General features: G+C 66.2%; 14 protein-coding genes. 8 read left to right on the top strand and 6 right to left on the bottom strand.

Going from position 1 to position 20715, the window contains the following annotated elements; genetic code table 11:
* Positions 1-311 precede the first annotated feature (311 nt).
* Positions 312-2204 (top strand): penicillin-binding protein 2, encoded by a 1893-nt coding sequence (gene mrdA, locus GWQ44_RS30210; RefSeq protein WP_179600501.1) that lies wholly within the window; start codon positions 312-314, stop codon positions 2202-2204.
* 205 nt (positions 2205-2409) lie between these two features.
* Here mrdA and GWQ44_RS30205 read toward each other — a convergent pair whose 3' ends face one another.
* Complete coding sequence (locus GWQ44_RS30205) at positions 2410-3348, bottom strand: LysR family transcriptional regulator (protein WP_275929035.1); 939 nt, start codon at positions 3346-3348, stop codon at positions 2410-2412.
* Positions 3349-3527: 179 nt separating this feature from the next.
* Between GWQ44_RS30205 and GWQ44_RS30200 the strand changes: the two genes are divergently transcribed.
* The 7 genes from GWQ44_RS30200 to GWQ44_RS30170 all read left to right on the top strand — a co-directional run bounded on the left by GWQ44_RS30200 (position 3528) and on the right by GWQ44_RS30170 (position 13154).
* Positions 3528-4841, top strand: a complete 1314-nt coding sequence (locus GWQ44_RS30200) for an MFS transporter (RefSeq protein WP_275929034.1) — start codon at positions 3528-3530, stop codon at positions 4839-4841.
* Between the two features lie 19 nt (positions 4842-4860).
* Positions 4861-6090, top strand: a complete 1230-nt coding sequence (locus GWQ44_RS30195; RefSeq protein ID WP_275929036.1) for a Zn-dependent hydrolase — start codon at positions 4861-4863, stop codon at positions 6088-6090.
* A gap of 9 nt (positions 6091-6099) precedes the next feature.
* A complete protein-coding gene (locus tag GWQ44_RS30190; protein ID WP_103739391.1) occupies positions 6100-7125 on the top strand; it encodes a histone deacetylase family protein in 1026 nt (341 codons plus the stop codon).
* Between the two features lie 420 nt (positions 7126-7545).
* A complete protein-coding gene (locus GWQ44_RS30185) occupies positions 7546-9450 on the top strand; it encodes a sigma-54-dependent Fis family transcriptional regulator (RefSeq protein WP_103739390.1) in 1905 nt (634 codons plus the stop codon).
* The gene (locus GWQ44_RS30180) at positions 9450-11168 is read left to right on the top strand and encodes an ABC transporter ATP-binding protein (protein ID WP_103739389.1); all 1719 of its coding nucleotides are present in this window, start codon (positions 9450-9452) and stop codon (positions 11166-11168) included. The genes GWQ44_RS30185 and GWQ44_RS30180 overlap by 1 nt, the downstream gene beginning before the upstream one ends.
* Positions 11158-11841 carry a S8 family serine peptidase gene (locus GWQ44_RS30175; protein WP_275929033.1) on the top strand — a complete coding sequence of 228 codons (684 nt, stop codon included), beginning with the start codon at positions 11158-11160 and terminating at the stop codon, positions 11839-11841. Before GWQ44_RS30180 ends, GWQ44_RS30175 begins: the two co-directional genes overlap by 11 nt.
* The gene (locus GWQ44_RS30170) at positions 11826-13154 is read left to right on the top strand and encodes a tryptophan 7-halogenase (RefSeq protein ID WP_275929032.1); all 1329 of its coding nucleotides are present in this window, start codon (positions 11826-11828) and stop codon (positions 13152-13154) included. Before GWQ44_RS30175 ends, GWQ44_RS30170 begins: the two co-directional genes overlap by 16 nt.
* 127 nt (positions 13155-13281) lie before the next feature.
* On the opposite strand, the gene GWQ44_RS30165 is transcribed toward GWQ44_RS30170, so the two are convergent.
* The 5 genes from GWQ44_RS30165 to GWQ44_RS30145 form a co-directional block, all read right to left on the bottom strand.
* Entirely contained in the window at positions 13282-15201 is a 1920-nt protein-coding gene (locus GWQ44_RS30165; protein WP_275929031.1) for an amidohydrolase family protein, read from the bottom strand.
* A 186-nt stretch (positions 15202-15387) separates the two neighbouring features.
* Positions 15388-16878, bottom strand: coding sequence for an aldehyde dehydrogenase family protein (locus tag GWQ44_RS30160; RefSeq protein WP_275929030.1), 1491 nt, complete (start codon positions 16876-16878; stop codon positions 15388-15390).
* A gap of 203 nt (positions 16879-17081) precedes the next feature.
* A complete protein-coding gene (locus GWQ44_RS30155; protein ID WP_275929029.1) occupies positions 17082-17660 on the bottom strand; it encodes a DUF4337 domain-containing protein in 579 nt (192 codons plus the stop codon).
* A gap of 523 nt (positions 17661-18183) precedes the next feature.
* Complete coding sequence (locus GWQ44_RS30150; RefSeq protein WP_275929028.1) at positions 18184-18849, bottom strand: HAD-IA family hydrolase; 666 nt, start codon at positions 18847-18849, stop codon at positions 18184-18186.
* Between the two features lie 101 nt (positions 18850-18950).
* A complete protein-coding gene (locus GWQ44_RS30145) occupies positions 18951-20606 on the bottom strand; it encodes a WG repeat-containing protein (protein WP_016964497.1) in 1656 nt (551 codons plus the stop codon).
* Between the last annotated feature and the right edge of the window lie 109 nt (positions 20607-20715).

The raw sequence follows: 20715 nt of genomic DNA, 5'->3' as shown, positions 1-20715 counted from the left end.
ATGTGAGAGTAGGTCATCGTCAAGATTAAATTCCGAAACCCCAACTGCGAAAGCAGTTGGGGTTTTGTTTTTGCGTCGCAGAAAAGCTGTGCCGCTGGTTCAGGCGACGGGCACGAGACTGCGGCTGGGGGCCAGCTCTGCCGTCACTGACGCATACGCAGGTGTTTGAAGGACCGGCACCACTGATCAGTGACGATGGCAATCCCCTCAAAATCGATGGGCAGTTTTTGGTATGGTGCAGCTCTTTTTTAGGGACTTGAGTTCATCCGCACGGATCAGCGTCGACCTCTATTCAACGAGAAGCTGTAGCAATGCCCGAAGCGATTCCGATCAAGGACCACGAAAAAGAAAACCGCCTGGTCAACAAGCGCCTGCTGGCCTGCGCTGTGCTGGTGGTGGCCATCACCTGCGCCCTGGTCGGGCGCCTGTATTTCCTCCAGGTGGTGGAGTTCGACTATCACTCCACCATCTCGGAAAACAACCGCGTCCACGTGCTGCCGATCACCCCGACCCGCGGGCTGATCTATGACCGCAATGGCGTGGTCCTGGCCGACAACCGCCCCAGCTTCAACCTGACCATCACCCGCGAACGCACCACCGACCTCAAGGGCGAGCTGGACACCGTGGTCGACCTGCTGCACCTGCCGCCAGAAGATCGCACCCTGTTCGACAAGGAGATGAAGCAGGCCCGTCACCCCTTCGTTCCGGTGACCCTGTTCTACGAGCTCACCGAAGAGCAGATCGCCGTACTGGCGGTCAACGAATACCGCCTGCCGGGCCTGGATGTGGAAGCCCAATTCGTCCGCCATTACCCCCTGGGCGCACACTTCGCCCATTCCATCGGCTACGTCGGACGGATCAACGAAAAGGAAGCCAAGACCCTGGATTCAGTGGAGTACCGTGGTACTCAATCCATCGGCAAGACCGGTATCGAGAAGTTCTACGAGTCCGAACTGCACGGCCATGTGGGCTACGAAGAAGTCGAAACCAACGCCCAGGGCCGGGTGATGCGCGTGCTCAAGCACACCGACCCGATCCCCGGCAAGAACATCGTCCTGAGCCTGGACATCAAGCTCCAGGAGGCCGCCGAAGAAGCCCTGGGGGATCGTCGCGGTTCCGTGGTCGCCCTGGACCCGGCCACCGGTGAAGTGCTGGCCATGGTCAGCAAGCCCAGCTTCGACCCCAACCTGTTCGTCACCGGCATCAGCTTCAAGGAATACGCGGCGCTGCACGATTCCATCGATCGCCCGCTGTTCAACCGGGTGCTGCGCGGCCTCTATGCCCCCGGCTCCACCATCAAGCCGGAAGTGGCGATCGCCGGCCTTGATACCGGTGTGGTCACCGCCTCGACCCGCGTCTTCGACCCGGGCTACTACCAACTGCCGGACTTCGACCACAAGTACCGCAACTGGAACCACAGCGGCGACGGTTGGGTGGACATGGACGCCGCGATCATGCGCTCCAACGACACCTACTTCTACGACCTGGCGCACAAGCTCGGCATCGACCGCCTGCACGACTACATGGCGATGTTCGGCCTGGGCGAGAAAGTCTCCCTGGACATGTTCGAAGAATCCCCCGGCCTGATGCCGTCCCAGGCCTGGAAGCGCGCCACCCGCCGCCAGCCCTGGTTCCCGGGGGAAACGGTGATCCTCGGCATCGGCCAGGGTTACATGCAGGTCACCCCGCTGCAACTGGCCCAGGCCACCGCGCTGATTGCCAACAAGGGCGTGTGGAACCGCCCGCACCTGGCCAAGACCATCGATGGCGTGGCCCCGGTGGACCAGCATCCGATGCCCAATATCCTGCTGAAGAATCCCCATGACTGGGATCAGGTCAACCACGGCATGCAAATGGTCATGCACGACCCGCGAGGCATTGCCCGCGCCGCCGCCGCCGGAGCGCAATACCGCATTGCCGGCAAGAGCGGCACCGCCCAAGTGGTGGCGATCAAGCAGGGTGAGCGCTACGACCGCCTCAAGACCCGCGAGCGCAACCGCGACAACGCCCTGTTCGTCGGCTTCGCCCCGGCCGAGCATCCGCAGATCGTGATTTCGGTGATGATCGAGAACGGCGAAGCCGGCGGCCGGGTCGCCGGCCCCGTGGTGCGGCAGATCATGGACGCCTGGCTACTGGACCAGAACGGCCACCTCAAGCCGCAATACGCCGCCCCGGCCAAGGCCCCCGGCGATCCCCACGTCTGAGCCGCCTCACCCCCAGGTTGCCCGGCACTTGCTGATGAGCAAGTGCCGGGGGCTCTGCGGCGACAGTCCATCGGTCTGCCCCATCCTCGCCCCGTCGTTCACAACTGGCGCATCCACAAGGCCTGCGCGGTTGCCTGCTGATCAGCCATTGCTCAAGGGCGTGGAGCGCCTCCCGGGCCATTGAGTAAGCGAAAGTTCTGTCGGCTCAAATCGAAGAGCCAAGGCACTCCTGCAACCGTTCGAGAAACAGCACCTCGGCCCGGCTCATGCGCTGTTCACGGTTCCACAGCAGGTGGATGTCGACATCGGCGATGCCGTCTTCGGGTGGCAGGCGCCACAGCAGCCCGGCCTCGGTGTCGGCTGCCACCACATGCTCCGGCAGGCAGCCGATGCCAAAGCCGGCGATCACCAGGCGGCGCACTTCTTCCAGGCTGGGGGAGGAGGCGACGATGCGCCCGCTGAACCCCTGCTGATCACGAAAGATCGTCAGCGGCGAGAGCATGCCGCCGATCTGGTCGCTGGTGAAGCTGACGAAGTTCTCCCCTTGCAGGTCGCCCTCGGCCACGTCCCGCCGGCCAAACAGCGGATGGTGCTTGCCGCAGAAGAACGCATAGCGCTGACGCAGGAACAGCCGCTGCTCCAGGCGCGGCTGCGGCCGCCGGTTGAGGCTCAGGCCCAGGGTCGCGGTCTTTTCCTGCAGGGCACTGACAATGTCCGAGCTGCGCATCACCTCCACTTCCAGGTCGACCCGCGGGTGCTGGCGATGAAAATCCGCCAGGAAGTCATCGAAGCGCTCGTTGCAGATCCGGCTGATGATCAGCAGCCGCACCTTGCCGATCACCTCGTCGGCGGGTTGCTCCAGCACGCTACTGACCTGGGACATCTGGCCGTAGATCTCGCCAGCCAGGGCAAAGATCTGCTCGCCCACTTCGGTCAGGGCAAAGCGCGGCCCGCGCCGGGCAATCAACTGCCGGCCCAATTGTTCCTCCAGGCGCTTGAGGGCCTGGCTCACTGCCGGCTGAGTCAGGTGCAGGCGCGCCGCCGCGCGGCTGATGCTCAGCTCCTGGCCGATCACCCTAAAGGTGCGCAGCAGGTTCCAGTCGAGGCGGTCATTGAGCAGGCGGCGGGCATCGCGGTCGGACATGGCGGGGGCTCTGGATCGGGCTGTAGGCGAATAATAAGCCAGGATAATAATTGAGATAACCAATAGAAAATTGACTGATCATCGCCCGAAACGGATAAATCCATCCCAGACAGGCGCCAGCAAAAAGCCCCTGCGCCAGACCCTTTCTCCTGCCAGAACAATAACCAAGGGAGCCCACCATGAAGCCTTCCGCTTCGCCCCAGCCACGCCGTGCTGCGGCCGCCGCCTTTATCGGCACCATGATCGAGTGGTACGACTTCTACATCTACGCCACCGCCGCGGCGCTGGTGTTCGGTGCCTTGTTCTTCCCCTCCGACGACCAGCTGTTCAGCACCATGGCGGCCTTCGGCACCTTTGCCGTGGGCTTCTTCGCCCGGCCGCTGGGGGGCATCATCTTTGGCCATGTCGGCGACCGCATCGGCCGCAAGAAATCCCTGGTGATTACCCTGCTGATGATGGGCGTGGTCACCGTGTGCATCGGCCTGCTGCCGACGTATGCCCAGATCGGCGCCCTGGCGCCGGTGCTGCTGATCCTGCTGCGCATCGTCCAGGGCATTGCCGTGGGCGGCGAGTGGGGCGGGGCGGTGCTGATGGCCGGCGAGCATGCGCCCAAGGGCCGGCGCAATTTCTTCGCCTCCTTCGCCCAGCTCGGCAGCCCGGCGGGGTTGATCCTCTCGCTGTTGGCCTTCAGCGCCGTGACCCGCCTGCCGGAAGACGCCCTGATGAGTTGGGGCTGGCGCCTGCCGTTCCTCGCCAGCGCTTTGTTGCTGTTGGTGGGCCTGGCGATTCGCCTGGGGGTCAACGAGTCGCCGGAGTTCCTCGCCAGCCGCGAGCAGGCAGCCAACTCGCCGGGCAAGGAGCAGGCGCCGGTGATGGAAGTGCTGCACAGCGCCTGGCGGCCGTTGCTGCTGTGCATTGGCGCCAACACCCTGGGGATCGCCGGGGTGTATTTCACCAACACCTTCATGATTGCCTACACCACCCAGCAGCTGGAGATCCCCCGTTCGCTGATCCTCGAATGCCTGTTCGTGGTGGCGATCATCCAGTTCTGCATCCAGCCCCTGGCGGCCTGGACCGCGGAGAAAATCGGCGCCACACGCTTTCTCTGCCTGGTGTCGCTGCTGGCCATGGCCTCGCCCTATCCGATGTTCGTGCTGGTGAGTTCCGGCCAGGCGCCGCTGATGATCCTCGGCATCGCCCTGGCGGTGGTGTGCATGGCGTCCTTCTATGCGGTGATCGCCGGTTACGTCAGCGGCATGTTCGAGACCCGGGTGCGCTACACCGCGATTTCCCTGGCCTATCAGGTCTGCGGCGCCCTGGCCGGTGGTCTGACGCCGCTGATCGGCACCTGGCTGGCCCACCGCTTCAGTGGCCAGTGGTGGCCAATGGCGCTGTTCTACAGCCTGATCGCCGCGATATCGCTGCTCTGCGTACTGGCCCTGGCGCGCCGGCATGCCACTGCCCGGCGCCTGGAAATGGCCGCCAACGCCTGATTTTCTGGAGAACCTGATGATGTTGAAAAGCAATGGCGAGCGCCTCTGGGCGAGCCTGATGGCCATGGCCGAAATCGGCGCCACGGCCCGTGGCGGCAGCTGCCGCCTGGCCCTGAGCGATGAAGACCGGGCCGGTCGCGAACTGTTTGCCCACTGGTGCGGCGAGGCCGGTCTGAGCCTGAGTGTCGATCCGATCGGCAACCTGTTTGCCCGACGTCCCGGCTGCGACCCCGATGCGGCCCCGGTGATGATGGGCAGCCACCTCGACACCCAGCCCGAAGGCGGGCGCTTCGATGGCGTGTACGGAGTGCTGGCCGGCCTGGAAGTGGTGCGCCGCCTCAATGACCTGGGCATCCAGACCCGCAAGCCCCTGGAAGTGGCGGTCTGGACCAACGAGGAGGGCGCGCGCTTCACCCCGGCGATGTTTGGCTCGGCAGTGTTCACCGGAGTCATGTGCCTGGACGCCGCCCTGGCGGTGCGCGACGCCGAGGGCATCAGCGTCGCCCAGGCCTTGCAGCGCAGCGGTTACGCCGGTAGCCGGCCCCTGGGAGGAGCGGTGGATGCCTACTTCGAGGCGCACATCGAACAGGGGCCGATCCTTGAAAATAACGCCAAGAGCATCGGCGTGGTCAGTGGCGGCCAGGCGATCCGCTGGCTCGACGTGCAGGTCGAAGGCCAGGCGGCCCACGCCGGCACCACGCCCATGGCATTGCGCAGGGACGCGCTGTATGGCGCGGCGCAGATGATCCTCGCGGTGGAGCAGGTGGCGGCGGATTTCGCCCCCCAGGGCCTGACCACCGTGGGCGAGCTGAGCATCGCCAAGTCCTCGCGCAACACCATTCCCGGGTTGCTGAATTTCACCGTCGACCTGCGCCATCACCAGGACCAGCAGATCGCCGCCATGCAACGGCAGGTCGAGGAGCGCCTGCAGGCCGTCGCCGATCAGCGCGGGCTCAAGGTCAGCATCAGCCAGCACTGGGTCAGCCCCGCCACGCCGTTCGATGCCGAGTGTGTGGCGGCGGTGCAGCAGGCGGTGGATGGCCTGGGCTACCCTCAGCAGTCCATCGTCAGCGGCGCCGGTCACGACGCCATCCTGCTGGCGCCCTACTGCCCGACGGCCATGGTGTTCATTCCCTGTGTCGGTGGCCTGAGCCACAACGAAGCCGAAGACGTGTTGCCCGAGGACGTGCGCCGGGGCGCCGATGTATTGCTTAACGCCGTGCTGGCTCGCGCCGGCCGGGTTGCCTGAGGAGACGCCATGCGCAGTTTTTTCCACCCTGAACAATTGCTGCACCATCCCCGCAGCTACTACTCCCGGGGCCAGATGCGCACGCCCCAGGAAGTTCCCGAGCGGGCCCGGCGCCTGGTCCAGGCCGCCCATGCCCTGGGCTTTGCGGTATGCCAGCCGCAGGACGCCGGCCTGCAACCCTTGCAGGCGGTGCACGGCGCGGCGTACCTGAAGTTCCTTGAAGAAGCCTATCGGTGCTGGAAGGACATCCCCGAGGACTGGGGCGATGAAGTCATGTCCAACATCTTCGTGCGTGAGCCCAATGCCCTGCGCGGGATCCTGGCCCAGGCCGCCCGTTACCTGGCGGACGGCAGCTGCCCGGTGGGCGAGCAGACCTGGCGCTCGGCCTACTGGTCGGCGCAGAGCGCCATCGCCGGGGCCCGTGCCCTGCTCGATGGCGAACCGGCGGCCTATGCCTTGTGCCGCCCGCCGGGCCACCACGCCCGGGCCGAGGCCGCGGGTGGTTTCTGTTACCTGAACAATGCGGCGATTGCCGCCCAGGTGCTGCGCGAGCGCTACGCCCGGGTGGCGGTGCTGGATACCGACATGCACCACGGCCAGGGCATCCAGGAAATCTTCTACGAACGCGCCGATGTGCTGTATGTCTCGGTGCATGGCGACCCGACCAACTTCTACCCGGGGGTCGCCGGTTTCACCGAGGAACGTGGCAGCGGCGCGGGGGAGGGCTACAACCTCAACCTGCCCATGGCCCATGGCGCCAGCGAGGCGGATTTCCTCGCCCGCCTGGAACAGGCCCTGGCCGCGGTGAAGGATTTTCATGCCCAGGTGCTGGTGCTGTCGTTGGGGTTCGATATCTACGAACTAGACCCGCAGAGCAAGGTCGCGGTGACCCGAGACGGCTTCGCCATCCTTGGCCAGCGCATCCGCAGCCTCGGCCTGCCGTGCCTGATTGTCCAGGAAGGGGGTTACCACCTGGACAGCCTGGAAGACAACGCCCGCGCCTTCTTTGCCGACAGCGCCGCCTGGGCCCTTTAGGACCAGCCGCGCGGTGTTCCGCTCAATGCCCTTTTCGCTGGCAAGCCAGCTCCTACGGTCAACCTGCATTTCTCCCCCACCGTAGGAGCCGGCTTGCCGGCGAAAGGGTCCTCAAGTCTTGCGCTGCTCTCAAGCTCTCTTCGCCGGCAAGCCAGCTCCTGCAGCAGGGGTTGGAAGGAGGCGTGGGGTACTTGCCATTTGCTTTACGTTAACGTCAAGATGCTCGGGCGCCCGTTCCACTGGCGTAGGTTTTGCTTGATCTCGAATGACAGGGTAAGCAATGCAGGGCTGCCCGATGATCCGGGCAAAGCCCCTTTACTGCCCACTGAACCCGGTGTAGACATTGACCACGGCTTGCGTGCCTCGCGCAATCCAAGGGACTGGAGCGGGTACAGCGGGCGGACCGATTCGGAGCGCTTGATGACTCTTATAAAAACAATAAAGGGTGAGCAGCAACACGAAGCCCGGCTGGCCCGGGAACGGCTGCACCTGGAAGGCGAGATCCCCGACGGGGTCCTGCGTGCGGAAATCGATGCTTCATGGCGGCGCAGCCTGAGCCATGGCGTGCACTTTGGCAGCCAGCATCAACTGACCCTGGAATCCAGCGCCAGCCTCGAAGTGCTGCTGGCCAGCAATCGTCTGTTGCTGGACGCGGCGCTCCCGGCCATCGACTACCTGAACCAGCACCACGGCAAGGACGGCCTGATCATCCTGGCCAATGCCGACGCCACCATCCTGGCCATCGAAGGCCGCGCCGACCGGCTCAAAAACAGCGGCGTGCAGGACATCACCCTCGGCGCCTGCTGGAGCGAAGCCACCCGTGGTACCAACGCTCTGGGCACGGCCCTGGTGGAAGCCCGACCGACCCTGATCGATTGCGGTGAGCATTACCTGGATCGCCTCAGCCATTTCTCCTGCACCTCGGTGCCGATCCAGTGCCCCCAGGGCGAGATGATCGGGGTACTCGACCTGACCCGCGAAGGCCCTCTGGGCCGGGCCCAGGACAGCACCGCGCTGTTGTCCATGGCGGTCAGCCAGATCGAGGCGCGGGTGTTCCATGCCTCCTATCCGGAGCAGATCGTCCTGGCCTTCCACAGCCGCCGGCAATACCTCGAATCGCCGTGGCAGGGGCTGCTGGCCCTGAGCCTGGGCGGGCAGATTCTCGCGGTCAGCGCTCAGGCCTGCCAGTTGCTCAACACCCCGCGCGCGGCCCTGGTGGGCCGGCGCTGCGAAGAGTTCCTCGGGGTCGATGGCTTGCAGTTGCTGGCGCGCCTGCAACAAGGGGCGGTCGGTAGCTTGCAGACCGCCAAGGGCGAGCTGTTCTACAAGGCCCTGCGGGCGCCGCAACCGTCACTGAACCTGCACCGCGCGCCGCGCAGCGCCGCCAAGGCCGCGCCTCTGCCCCAGGACCTGGAAGCCCTGGCCGGCGGCAACAGCCGCTACGCCCGCACCTTGCGCATGGCCCGCCAGGGCCTGGCCAATGGCTTGCCAGTGTTGCTGCTGGGCGAAACCGGCACCGGCAAGGAGGTCCTGGCCCGGGCCCTGCACCGCGCCGGCAGCCGTGCCGAAAAACCCTTTGTCGCGGTCAACTGCGCGGCCATCCCCGAGGGCCTGATCGAGTCGGAACTGTTCGGCTACCGCGAGGGCGCCTTCACCGGTTCACGGCGCGGCGGCATGATCGGGCGCCTGCAACAGGCCCACGGCGGCACCCTGTTCCTCGATGAGATCGGCGACATGCCCCTGGCCCTGCAAGCCCGTCTGCTGCGGGTACTGCAGGACCGCAAGGTGGCGCCCTTGGGCGCTGGCGAAGAACAGGACATCGACATCGCGCTGATCTGCGCCACCCACCGCGACCTCAAGCAGCAAGTGCAGGACAAGGCCTTTCGCGAAGACCTGTTCTACCGGGTCAACGGCATCAGCGTGCTGCTGCCGGCCCTGCGCGAACGCGAAGACCTGCAGCCGCTGGTGGACAGCCTGCTGGCCAGGCTTGGCGGCGCCGAAGTGAGCATTGCCGAGGACCTGCGCCGGTTGCTGGCGGACTACCACTGGCCGGGCAATATCCGCCAGTTGGAGATGGTCCTGCGCACCGCCCTGGCCCTGCGCGAAGACGGCGAACAGCAGATTGGCCTGGAACACTTGCCCGACAGCATGCTCGACGATCTCAACGCCCATGCCCGGCCGCCGACCGGGAGCATCCGCGAGAACGAGCTGGAGCTGATCCGCAGCGCCCTGGACAACCACCAGGGCAATGTCTCGGCGGCGGCGGACGCCCTGGGCATCAGCCGCGCGACCCTGTACCGCAAGCTCAAACAGTTGCGTTCCTGATGCGCCGCCTGATCACCCGGCTAGTGGACAGCCGCGATCCCCAGGCACTGAGCGCGGCCCTGGGCTGGCTCTACGGTTTTGTCCGGCCGCACCGGCTGGCCATCGGCGGGCTGCTGGGGCTGTCGGTGTGCGCCTCCCTGCTGGTGCTGGTGCAACCCTGGCTGACCAAGCTGCTGATCGACGACGGCCTGCTGGCCCGGGACTTTCCCCGGCTGGTGCTGATCGCCGGCCTGATGATCGGCGCCGGGCTGCTGGGCACCGTGCTCTCCGGGGTCAACCGCTACCTGCATACGCGCTTGTCCGGGCGCATCCTGTTCGCCCTGCGCGACGACCTCTACCGGCACTTGCAGCGCCTGTCGCCGGGCTTCTACGGGCAAAGGCGGATCGGCGACCTGATGTCGCGCCTGGACGGCGATGTCGCGGAGATCCAGCGCTTTGCCGTGGACTCATTGTTCTCCGCGGTGTCCAGCGTGATCGGCCTGGTGGTGGCATTGGCCATGCTGCTGACCCTGTCCTGGCAACTCTCGCTCCTGGCCCTGCTGCTGATTCCCCTGGACGTGCTCTGGCTGCGCTGGATGCGGCGCAAGGTCGAGCGTGATGTGCGCCAGTTGCGCGAGCGTTCGGCGGACATGTCCTCGTTCCTGGTGGAAACCCTGCCGGTGATGAAATTCATCCAGAGCGCCGGCCAGCAGCAGCGCGAAGCCCGACGCCTGCACGGCCTCGGCCAGGGCTACATGAACCAGTTGCTCAAGCTGCAAGTCACCGAGTTCTTCACCCAGGCGGTGCCCGGCACCCTGACCTCACTGTCCCGGGCCTGCGCCTTCCTGATCGGCGGTTACTGGGTGGTGCAGGGCACCTGGCAACTGGGGGCGCTGATCGCCTTTTCCACCTACCTGGGCATGGCGGTGGGCCCGGTGCAGAGCCTGCTCGGGCTGTACGTGGCGATCCAGCGCATGACCGTGAGCCTGGGCCGGGTCATGGAGCTGCGCGGCGAGGAGCCGGGCATCAGCAACCCCGAGGCGCCGCTGCCGGTGCCGGAGCAGGGCGAACTGCATTTGCATGCCGTGCACTTCAGTCACCCGGGGCGCGGGATGACCTTGCAGGGCATCGAAGCGCGGATTCCCTACGGCCGCAAAGTGGCGCTCAGCGGCAGTTCGGGGGCGGGCAAGAGTACCTTGATCGACCTGTTGCAGCGCCACCACGACCCGCAATCCGGGCAGGTGCTGCTGGGCGGCATCGACCTGCGCCAGCTGGACCTGACGCAACTGCGGCGGCGGGTGGCGGTGGTCAGCCAGGACATCGTGCTGTTTCGCGGCAGCCTGGCGGACAACCTGGCCTACAGCGTGCCCGACGCCAGCCGCGAGGCGGTGGCCGAAGTGGCGCGGCTGGCGCAACTGCAGAGCCTGATCGAGTCCCTGCCCGAAGGCCTGGACAGCCCCCTGGGCGAGCGCGGCCAGCAATTGTCCGGCGGGCAGAAACAACGCATCGCCATCGCCCGGGCCCTGCTGCAGGACCCGATGATCCTGGTGCTGGACGAAGCCACCTCGGCGGTGGACGAAGCCACCGAGCGCGAGGTGATCGACGCCATCGACCGGCTGTTCGCCGGGCGCACGCGCATCCTCATCAGCCACCGGCCTTCGACCCTGGCCGATGCCGAGCTGCGGTTCGAATTGCGCGAGGGCGTGCTGCACGTGCTGGAGGTGGCCCATGAAGCCTGAACTGCGCATTGGCGTGATCGACAGCGGCCATGCCGCGCATCAGCAGGTCGCGGCCGGGCGCCGGTTCTTCCTGCAAGCCGAAGGGCTGGGCGAGGGCCCGTTGCAGGAGGACACCCTCGGCCACGGCAGTGCGGTCCTCCAGGCCATCAGCCAGCGCGCGCCAGCGGCCCGGCTCTATGTGGCCCAGGTATTCGACCGGCGTGGGGTCACCAGCGCCGCGCAAGTCAGTGCGGCCTTGTACTGGCTGCTGGAGCAGCAGGTGCGGCTGATCAACCTGAGCCTGGGCCTGCGCCAGGATCGTGACCTCTTGCGCCAGGCCTGTGCCGCAGCCGAAGCCCGTGGGGTGCTGCTCTGTGCGTCCAGCCCGGCCCAGGGCGAGCCGGTGTTTCCGGCCAGTTACCCCGGGGTGTGGCGCGTCACCGGTGATGCGCGCTGCAGCGCGCAACAGTGGTCATGGCTGGACACCGCCCAGGCGGATTTTGCCGCCTGCGTGCGGGGCAGCAGCCCGGGGCAATCCGGCGCCAGCCTGGGCTGCGCGGCCCTGAGCGGGCATATCGCCGCCTACCTCGGCGCCCACCCGGGCGCCAGCAAGGCCCAGGTCCAGCAGTGGCTGCGGGACAACGCCCAGTATCAGGGCCCGGAACGGCGGACGATGCCATGCACACCATCCTGATCCTGGGGGCAGGGCCGGCGGGGGCCGCGGTGGCCCTGGGGCTGCGCCGCCTCGGCTACCCGGTGACCCTGGTCAGTGACTGGCGGCGCTTTGCGGCCCTGGAAGGGGTGTCGCTGCGGGTGCTGGAGGCGCTGCGCGGCGCCGGCCTGGAGCAGGCGCTGGCCCAGGCCCTGCACCCTTCCCAGCGACAGGTGGCGTGGAACGGCGAGGAACATGCGCAGAACGTCGAATACCTGCTGGACCGCCCGGCCTTCGACCGTGGCCTGCGCGAGGCCCTGCGCGAGGCCGGGGTACAGCTGATCGAGGGCCGGGTGCTGGGGGTGCAGTCCAGCGCGGCCGGGCACCGGGTCCAGGTGCAAGGGCAGGGCGAGGTGCTTGGCGAGTTCCTGGTGGAGGCCCGTGGGCGTCAGGCGCCTGCGCTGGACAAGGCCCTGCGCCAGGGCGCCGACAAGGGCCGGCGCGGGCCGGAAACCGTCAGCCTGCTCAACCGCTGGCAGGGCCCCGCTGGCCGCGCCGCCAGCGCGGTGTACAGCCTGGAGGACGGCTGGGCCTGGATGGCCCGGCGCGAAGATGGCCAGTGCTACTGGCAACTGACCCTGGATGTGGCCAGCGCCGGGCTGCCGGGCAAGGCGCAGTTGCTGGCGTACTGTCGCCAGCGTCGCCGGGCCTCGGCCCTGGCCCAGGCGTTGTTTGCCGATGGCGAAGAACAGCAATTGCAGCTGCATGCCCGCAGCAGCACGGCGATCCTCAGCCCCCAGGTGTGTGGTGCCAACTGGCTGCGGGTCGGCGATGCAGCGATGGCAGTGGACCCTTTGTCCGGCAATGGCATCTTCCAGTCCCTGTCCTCGGCCCTGCAGGCTCCGGCGGTGATCAACACCCTGTTGCAGCGGCCACAGCGTGCCGCGCTGGCGCAGCGCTTCCACGGCCAGCGGGTGGAGCAGCTGTTCCTGCGTTTTGCGCGCACTGGCCGGGACTTCTACGCCGCTGAGCAGCGCTGGCCCGAGCAGCCGTTCTGGCAGGCCCGCCGAGGCTGGCCGGACCCGCAGCCGGCGCACGTGGCCCCGGACTTCGCAGCCCTGCGCATCGAGCGCGCCCCGGTGTTGCGCGATGGCCTGGTGGATGAAGCCGAGGTGGTGATCACCCCGGACCAGCCCCTGGGGATCTGGCATGTGCAGGGTGTGGAGCTGGCGCCGCTGCTGCGGCGTTTGCGCAGCCAGGGCACGGCCCAGGCCCTGGCGCAGTTCAGCCCGGAGCTGGATCGGCTGATCCGCAGTTGGTTGCTGGCCCAGGGCTACCGACCCCAGGACCCTTAGCCGCGCGCTTGCTCGCGAACCGCACAGCGGCCAGCCACGCGCTCAACCCGCGCTCCTGTTCGCCGGCAAGCCGGCTCCTACCGGGAGCCGGGGGCTCTTGCAGCCCCCGGGCCGGCACTGGCCGCAGTCAGTTGCGGGGGTTGAGATACACCCGCTGGCCGCCTTTCCAGGTTTCGCGGATCTTGATGTCGCGAATCTGGGTGGCCGGGACCTTCTCGTCCAACGGGTTCTGATCGAGGATCACGAAGTCGGCGAAATTCCCGTCCTGCAGCGACCCGGTCCAGGCCTCGGCATGACACTGCCACGCGGCGTCGTAGGTGATGGCTTTCAGCGCCTGTTGGCGGGTCAGGCACTCGGCTTCATTGAGGATCGGTTGCAGGCGCGGGTCGTTGACGAACTGCTGGTCATGATTGCGGATGCCCTCCATCTTGCGGGTCACCGCCTGTTCCATCGAGCGCAGGGGCCCCAGCGGGGTCACCGAATAGTCGCTGTGCAGGGAAATCCGCAGCTCGTGGTCCAGGGCCGACTTGCAAAGGTCGAGCATCTTCTGGGCCTTGCTCTCGAAAATGGCTTTGTCGAAGGCATAGCCCCAGTAGCCGACATGACCAATCAGAAAGCTCGGTGACAGACCCAGACGCTGCATGGTTTTCAGGGTTTTCGGGGTGAGCAGGGAGCAGTGTTCGATGCGATGGCGCTTGTCCAGGCCGCTCTGGCCCTGCAGGGCCAGGTCATAGGCCTGCAGAGTGAATTCGATGGCCCGGTCGCCGTTGGCATGGATCATCAGCGGCCAGCCCTTTTTCACCGCCGCGTGGATAAAGTCCCTGTAGCGAACCGGTAGTTCTTTCGGGGTGTCGTTGCCCTCATCGCACAGATTGAAGTTGCCCACCGGGCGATCGGTCTTGCAGCAGTAGTCCGCGACCTGATAGCCGGTCAACCCCTGGTTGGAGCCGTCCGAGATCACCTTGATCGAGCCCTGATACAGGTGTTTGGCCTCTTCCCGTGTGACCGGCCGATAGTCCGGCAGCAGTTTGAGGGCGTCGAGCGAGTTGTTGCAGGCGGCGGCATAGCCGATCCGCAGCGTTCTGGGGTGGGTCAGGAAGTAGGCGTTCAACACCAGTTTCGACAGGGGATCCATCATCGCGTCGTACAGCAGGGTGATCCCGCGGCTGGCAGCGGTCTGGAAGAAGGTGTCCAGGCGCTTGAAGATCTTCAGCATCTGCAGCTTCTGCTTGGCGGGAATCGACAGGATCCCGGCCACGATCTGGGTTTCCTGCAGCACACCGTTCTGAACCATGATCCCGGTTTTTTCATGAACCAGATCCCTGGCCGCCGTGTTCATGTAGGCGCTGTGCATGGACGCGCTGATCAGCAGCATCGGCCGTTTGGCCTCGATGGTGTCCAGGTAGCCCTCTTCGGGCGTGTCGCCACATTGCAGGGTAATGAGCTGGTTCAGGCCCCCCGGCACCACCTTGAAGGGCATCAGCGCCGGATCGACCAGATGCCCGAGGACCCAGCTGGAACTGTCCTCGGGCAGGTTGCTCTGAATGGTTTCTCTCAGCCAGTTCCAGTTGTAGACAGGCCGCAGCCGCTGGCTGCGTGGGTCGCTCTGCGGGTCGCTGTCGAGGGGCTCGGGCTCGATGGCGCCCAGGTTCAGCCAGCCGTCCATGGCGCAGCTTTGCACGATGTGGGCGTGTGGCTCGACCAGGCCGGGCAGCAGGGTCTTGCCCTGCAGCGACTGCCGCTTGTACTCGATGCCCAGGGCCTGCATGCGGGCTTCGACAGCGGCCAGGGTGCCCGAGGCGACCACGTCGCCGGCATGGATGCCCAGGGCTTCGACCCGTTGCTCCATGTTGCCGTCGCGCAGGGGGTAGATGATGCCGTCATGAAAAACCAGGGACTCGCCGCTCGGGTCCTTGGCGGTGCCATGGGCGGCGTTTGCGTGACTGGCGATGTAGCTGGCGGGGTCGAGGGTGTCTTTCAGTGCTTCCCAGACGGTGTTGTGGCAGCCGCACTGGATGTAATCGTGATCATTTCCATTTGATCCCATGATGCTTTCCTCAGGTTTTCGGTGGTGATGAGGCGTTGTGGAGGGGGCGAACCCGGGCCCTTCAAGGTGGACAGCGAGCCGGCTCGGGCTGAGCGTAGCAGCGCTTTGCCCGCTGGACAGGGCAGTCGTCGGGGGGCGCCGGACCACCTCCGGCGCCCCGGGTGGGGCGGTTGGCGCGGGTGCGGATCAGAGCTTGATCAGCACCGATTTCAGCTCGGTGTAGTGCTCGATGGCGGCATGGCCCATTTCCCGGCCGACCCCGGACATCTTGTAGCCGCCAAACGGCAGCGCCGGGTCCAGGGCGCTGTGGCAGTTGACCCACACCGAACCGGACTTGATCCGCGGGATCATCCGGTGCACCGCCGCCAGGTCGTTGGACCAGATGCTTGCGCCGAGGCCGTAGGGGCTGTCGTTGGCCAGGCGCAGGGCGTCGGCTTCATCGTCGAAGGGAATCGCCACCAGCACCGGGCCGAAGATCTCTTCCTGGACCAGGGCATGCCGCTGGTCGACATCGGCGATCACCGTCGGCTTGACGAAATACCCCGGGCCGAACTGCTCGCCGCCGCAGGCGATGGTGGCGCCGCTGTCGCGGCCCATCTCGATGTAGCGATAGACCCGCTCCTGCTGGCGCGCGGAAATCAGCGGGCCCATGTCGACGCTGCTGTCCAGGCCATTGCCCAGTTTCATGGCGTTGGCGATGCCGGCAATGTCGGCCACCACGTTGTCAAAATGCTTGCGCTGCACATACAGCCGCGAACCGGCGCAGCACACCTGGCCCTGGTTGAAGAAGATCGCGCTGGCGGCCCCGGCGGCGGCGCTACTCAGGTCGGCGTCGGCCATGACGATGGTCGGCGACTTGCCCCCCAGTTCCAGGGTTACCCGGGTCATGGAATCCATGGCGATCTTGCCGATTTCCTTGCCCACGGCGGTGGAGCCGGTGAAGGTCAGCTTGTCCACCAGGGGGTTGCGGGTCAGGGCGGAACCGGCGGTGATGCCGGTGCCGGTGACCACGTTGAACACGCCATCGGGGTAGCCGGCTTCCTGCACCAGCTCCGCCAGCTTCAGGGCGCTGAGCGGGGTTTCGTCGGCCGGCTTGAGCACCAGGGTGCAGCCGGTGGCCAGGGCCGGGCCGAGTTTCCAGCAGGCCAGCAGCAGGGGGAAGTTCCAGGCGACGATGGCGCCGACCACGCCCACCGCCTCGCGGCGGATGAAACTGTGGAACTGATCATCCGGCATCAACGGCAGCGACACCTCGACGCTTGAACCCTCGATCTTGGTCGCCCAGCCGGCCATGTAGCGCAAGAAATCGATGGACAGCTGCACATCCATGGCCAGGGCCACGGCGGCGCTCTTGCCGTTGTTCAGGCATTCCAGCTGGGCCAGCAGCTCGGCGTCGCGCTGCATCAGCTCGGCGAGCTTCCACAGCAGGTTCTGCCGTTCCCGGGGGCGGGTGCGGGTCCAGGACGAATCGTCGAACGCCTGGCGCGCCGCCTGTACCGCGCGATCGACGTCATCCACCGTGGCCCGGGGCACCAGGCACAGCTGTTCGCCGGTGGCGGGGTTGCGCAGGGGCATGGTCTGGCCGTCGGCGGCCTCGACCCAATGGGCGCCGATCAACATGCGCGGGGCGCGTTGGATAAACGCCGTGGTAGCGGCGAGCAGGGGGGCAATAGCCATGGCGAAGCCTCTTGTTGTAGGTGAGGCAGGGGCTTTCGCAATGGCTGTGCCAGATTCGTGCGGGCGCCGGGGCCCCGCGATTGCGGGGCTTGGCGGGCAATGGCGAGGCCGGGCGTGCGGCGGTTTTTCGCAAACTGCGACAGCCGGTGAGAATCCAGAGACGGCTCGGCTCGCCGGTCTCGGGGCTGCGCGGCGGGGGTTTCCTAGATGTGCAGCCAGGCCAGGGCGCCCAGCAGCATACTGCCTCCGGCGGCGCCGTAGGCGAGTTTTTTCAGCCACTCCTTGCGGGTCAGCAGGGTGATGGCGGCCATCGAAATGGCAATCTGGATCGCCATCATCGCCTGGGCCCAGCGATGGTGCTGGTGCAGCGCGGCCTCCGATTGCTCATCCCAGTCCCGGGCCTCGGCCTCCAGGGCTTCGGCCTTGAGCCGCACCGCTTCCTTTTCCTTCTGGTAGCGCTGGGCCTCGATGCTGTAGTGCCCGGCATCGACCCCGGGAATGTGGGTCGCCAGTTCCGCCAGGTTCTGCCGGCTGGACTTGGCCTGGTAGTAGGCCCACTGGTTGGCGGCTTCGGTCTTCTTCATCGCGGCGTTGTTCTTGTCCATCGCCGCCAGGCTCTCGGTGGAGCCGGCCTGATAGCTCAGCAGCGCCCCCAGGGTGGCCATGATCGCGGTCATCACCGCGATCTTGCTGGCGAAGTTGTCATTGCGGCCGTGGGCGTGTTCGGTCACGTGTTCCAGGTGCTTTTCGTGGGGGCTGGGCACTTCGAAGTCTTCAGTCATGGCGTCGATCTGGAGAGGGGGGTAAAGGTTTCAAATTGTATCTGTGGTCATGGGCGGCGGCAGGCCTGGCGCGATTTCGTTCAGCTGGCCGACAGCCTGGAGCCCGCGCCCTTGCAGGGCGCGCGCGCTGGCAAAAAAAAGCCCGCAACAAGGCGGGCCAAATGGGATTCGTTCAGGAGTGGCTCTCAATCTAAGGGGCGCGAGGTGAAAGAGCTGTGAAAAAAAGGTGGTCTTGAGGAAAAAGCGCAAAGGTATTTGTCCGAATCGCACTGGCTTTTAGGATCTGTCCGATAGGACCGCCCTCGGCAGCCACGTATATTCCTCCCTGCTCGCCCAGCCAAAGGGGGTACTTCGGCTTAGGTGCCACTGCCGAAGTGATGGGCGAGCACTTTTTCCCTTCTGTTGTTTTCTCCCGGTGAGGTTCGCGCCCACCGTCACGCTGCAATCGCCAGCGACATTCCTTTCAACTCAGGCTGCAACTGTGCTCATGGCCCCGGCGGATCCGCGGCCGGCTGTCAGTGGTTCAGGCGCGTTCGAGCCGACGCCGGATCTCGGCCCACAGCAGCGGGTCGTCGAAGTCGCGGATCACCCGGTGGGCGCCGGCATCGAGCAGGGTCTGTGGTTGCTGGCTGGTGGCCAGGCCGAAGGTGCGGATGCCGGCGTTGACCGCGGCGGTCAGTCCGGGCACCGAGTCCTCGAAGGCCAGGGCCTGTTCGGCGGTGGCTTGCAGGCATTCCAGGCCGCTGAGGTAGGGCAGGGGGTCAGGCTTGGCCCGGGGCAGCTCCTCGGCCACCAGCACCGTCTGGAAACGCTCCTGCAGGCCCAGGACCTTGAGCATGTGTTCGGCGTTGGCCCGTGGCGCGTTGGTCACCACGCACACGCCGATGCCGTGCTCGGCAGCGAAGTCCAGCAGGCGCAGCAGGCCGGGCAGGGGCTTGAGTTGCGGGGACAGTTGGCGAAAACGCACTTCCTTGCGTTCAGCGAAGGCTGCATGTTCCGCCACGCTGCGCTCGGGGAACAGGTAGCGGCACATGTTGGCGTTGGCCTGGCCACTGACGTGGGCGGCGAATTCGGCCTCGGTGAACACCCGGCGCTCTTCTTCCCACAACAGTTGTTGCAGGGCCAGCAGGTGCAGGGCGTCGGTGTCGGTCAGGGTGCCGTCAAGGTCGAAAAGCAGAGCGTTGAGCATGGGACAGTTCCTCTCGGGCCCCATCCGGGCCGGTTGGCTGAATCGATCAAGCCCGCATCCTAGCAGGCTTGATCGCCACCGTGACCGGTTCGCCCAGGGCCTCAGCCCTGTGCGTTGTCGCCTTCGCCCTGGTCTTCTTCCTCGTCCGGTTGCGGGCAGTGGTCCTGCGGGTTGGCCGGCCACAGCACCTTGTCCTGGCCGTCACGCACCTGCTCGGCGCCGCATTCCACCTGGCTGACCTGGAAGCTCGGGGTGCCGTCCAGGCGGTACAGCGCCTTGAGGCTGCGGGACTGATCGTCGCCGACGCCTTCCACGGCATAGCCGAAGATCGCCCCGCGGGCTTCGTCCACCACCAGTTCCTGCCACTTGCTGGCAATCAGGCGCTTGCCCTTGAGGTCATACAGCGCCGAGGTGGCCAGGGGCGAGGTGTCGTCGGTGGCCAGCAGGTAGTGGCCGCTGGCATCCAGGCGAATGTCGACGTACTGGCCCGGCTCCAGCAGCACCTTGCCGCTGGCGTCCATCAGGCCCACGGTGTGCATCTGCGTGGCCTGACCGAACAGGGTGGCCTGCTTGGTCGGGCTGTTGGCGGTGCTGAACACGAACAGGTCGGCGTTGAGCGCGCCGATCTGCGCGTAGGTTGGCTTGAACAGCTCCACGCCCTTGTCCACATCGAAGATGCCGAAGGTGGCGCTGAACACGTTCTGCAGCACCGCGACCTGGTTCAGCCCCGATACCTGCTTGAACATCCCCAGGGGGCTGAAGCCTGCCGGGTCCGCCGAGTCATAGGTCGGCTGCACCTTCCATTGGCCCTGGCGGTCGATGAAGCCGGCCTTGCCGGAGCTGCCGTCGGCATTCTTGGCGGTGACCAGCGCGCCCTGCTTGCCGAACACCTGACAGGTGCCGAACTGGGCCTGGATCACGGTCTTGCCCTGGAAGTCCATGTAGCCGCAGGGGCTGTCATATTTTTCGCGGAAGGCCACCAGGCCGTCGCCCGGCTCGCCCATCCAGTTGTAGGTGGCGGCGCTGATCAACTGCGCATTGGCATCGGCCAGGGCCTTGCCCTGTTCGGTGCTGACCACCAGATGCTGGTAGGCGAAGGAGTCGATGCTGTCGAACTCGACCTGCTTCTGCTCGCCGGTCTTGAGGTTGAGCGCCCACTTCTGCTCGCCGCGCTCGGCGCCCATCCAGCCGCCGCGCTTGGCGAAGTCGTCGCGCACCACGCTGCTGTCATACACGGCTTCGGTGATCACCTCGCCCTTGGCGCTGAGAATGCCGCGCTTGCCGCCGATCTCGTAGACGATGAAGTCATCCGCGCCGCCGACATACAGGTCGTCGAAGCGCGGTGGCTGAATCTGCTTGCCGCTCTGGTCGATGATGCCCAGCTTGCCGTCCTGGCCGAAGCCGAAATAGCCCGGGGTCAGCAGGCGCAGGTCGTCGGTGAAGGCGGCCTTGAGGATCTGCTTGCCGTCGGCGCTGGCGAGGTTCCAGGTGCCGTCCTTGGCGAACAGGAAGGTCTTGTCCAGGGGCAGGGCGACCACGGCGTCGTAGTCGTTGTCGGCGCTCACCAGCACCTTGCCGTCCTGGTCCAGGACGGCACATTCGCCGTTGGCGCAGATCGGCATGATCATGGCCGCGGGCGCCGGGGCCGGTGCAATGGCGGCCGTTTTGGGGCTGGTTTCTTCCTTGCAACCGACCAGGGTCAGGGCAGACAACGAGAGGATCAGCGAGCCGAGACGGGCACAGGCGCTTCTATCCATGAACTTCAGGTTCCTTGTAATGAGGGGAGTGCCGAGCGGCCCACACAGCGGGGCCGGCAAAGCGCGGGTGATTTTGCGGCGGCGCCGGATAAATGCAAGGTCCAATTGC

This window comes from Pseudomonas sp. 3MA1, assembly GCF_029237275.1.
In the GTDB taxonomy this organism is placed as follows: Bacteria; Pseudomonadota; Gammaproteobacteria; order Pseudomonadales; family Pseudomonadaceae; genus Aquipseudomonas; species Aquipseudomonas fluorescens_AP.
The sequence above is the reverse complement of the archived record's forward strand: the minus strand, read 5'-3'. Positions and strand labels throughout refer to the sequence as shown.

Excerpts from the sequence above, each read along its gene's own strand:
- mrdA (WP_179600501.1), top strand. The coding sequence starts at position 312 with ATGCCCGAAGCGATTCCGATCAAGGACCACGAAAAAGAAAACCGCCTG.
- GWQ44_RS30205 (WP_275929035.1), bottom strand. The coding sequence starts at position 3,348 with ATGTCCGACCGCGATGCCCGCCGCCTGCTCAATGACCGCCTCGACTGG.
- GWQ44_RS30200 (WP_275929034.1), top strand. The coding sequence starts at position 3,528 with ATGAAGCCTTCCGCTTCGCCCCAGCCACGCCGTGCTGCGGCCGCCGCC.
- GWQ44_RS30195 (WP_275929036.1), top strand. The coding sequence starts at position 4,861 with ATGTTGAAAAGCAATGGCGAGCGCCTCTGGGCGAGCCTGATGGCCATG.
- GWQ44_RS30190 (WP_103739391.1), top strand. The coding sequence starts at position 6,100 with ATGCGCAGTTTTTTCCACCCTGAACAATTGCTGCACCATCCCCGCAGC.
- GWQ44_RS30185 (WP_103739390.1), top strand. The coding sequence starts at position 7,546 with ATGACTCTTATAAAAACAATAAAGGGTGAGCAGCAACACGAAGCCCGG.
- GWQ44_RS30180 (WP_103739389.1), top strand. The coding sequence starts at position 9,450 with ATGCGCCGCCTGATCACCCGGCTAGTGGACAGCCGCGATCCCCAGGCA.
- GWQ44_RS30175 (WP_275929033.1), top strand. The coding sequence starts at position 11,158 with ATGAAGCCTGAACTGCGCATTGGCGTGATCGACAGCGGCCATGCCGCG.
- GWQ44_RS30170 (WP_275929032.1), top strand. The coding sequence starts at position 11,826 with ATGCACACCATCCTGATCCTGGGGGCAGGGCCGGCGGGGGCCGCGGTG.
- GWQ44_RS30165 (WP_275929031.1), bottom strand. The coding sequence starts at position 15,201 with ATGGGATCAAATGGAAATGATCACGATTACATCCAGTGCGGCTGCCAC.
- GWQ44_RS30160 (WP_275929030.1), bottom strand. The coding sequence starts at position 16,878 with ATGGCTATTGCCCCCCTGCTCGCCGCTACCACGGCGTTTATCCAACGC.
- GWQ44_RS30155 (WP_275929029.1), bottom strand. The coding sequence starts at position 17,660 with ATGACTGAAGACTTCGAAGTGCCCAGCCCCCACGAAAAGCACCTGGAA.
- GWQ44_RS30150 (WP_275929028.1), bottom strand. The coding sequence starts at position 18,849 with ATGCTCAACGCTCTGCTTTTCGACCTTGACGGCACCCTGACCGACACC.
- GWQ44_RS30145 (WP_016964497.1), bottom strand. The coding sequence starts at position 20,606 with ATGGATAGAAGCGCCTGTGCCCGTCTCGGCTCGCTGATCCTCTCGTTG.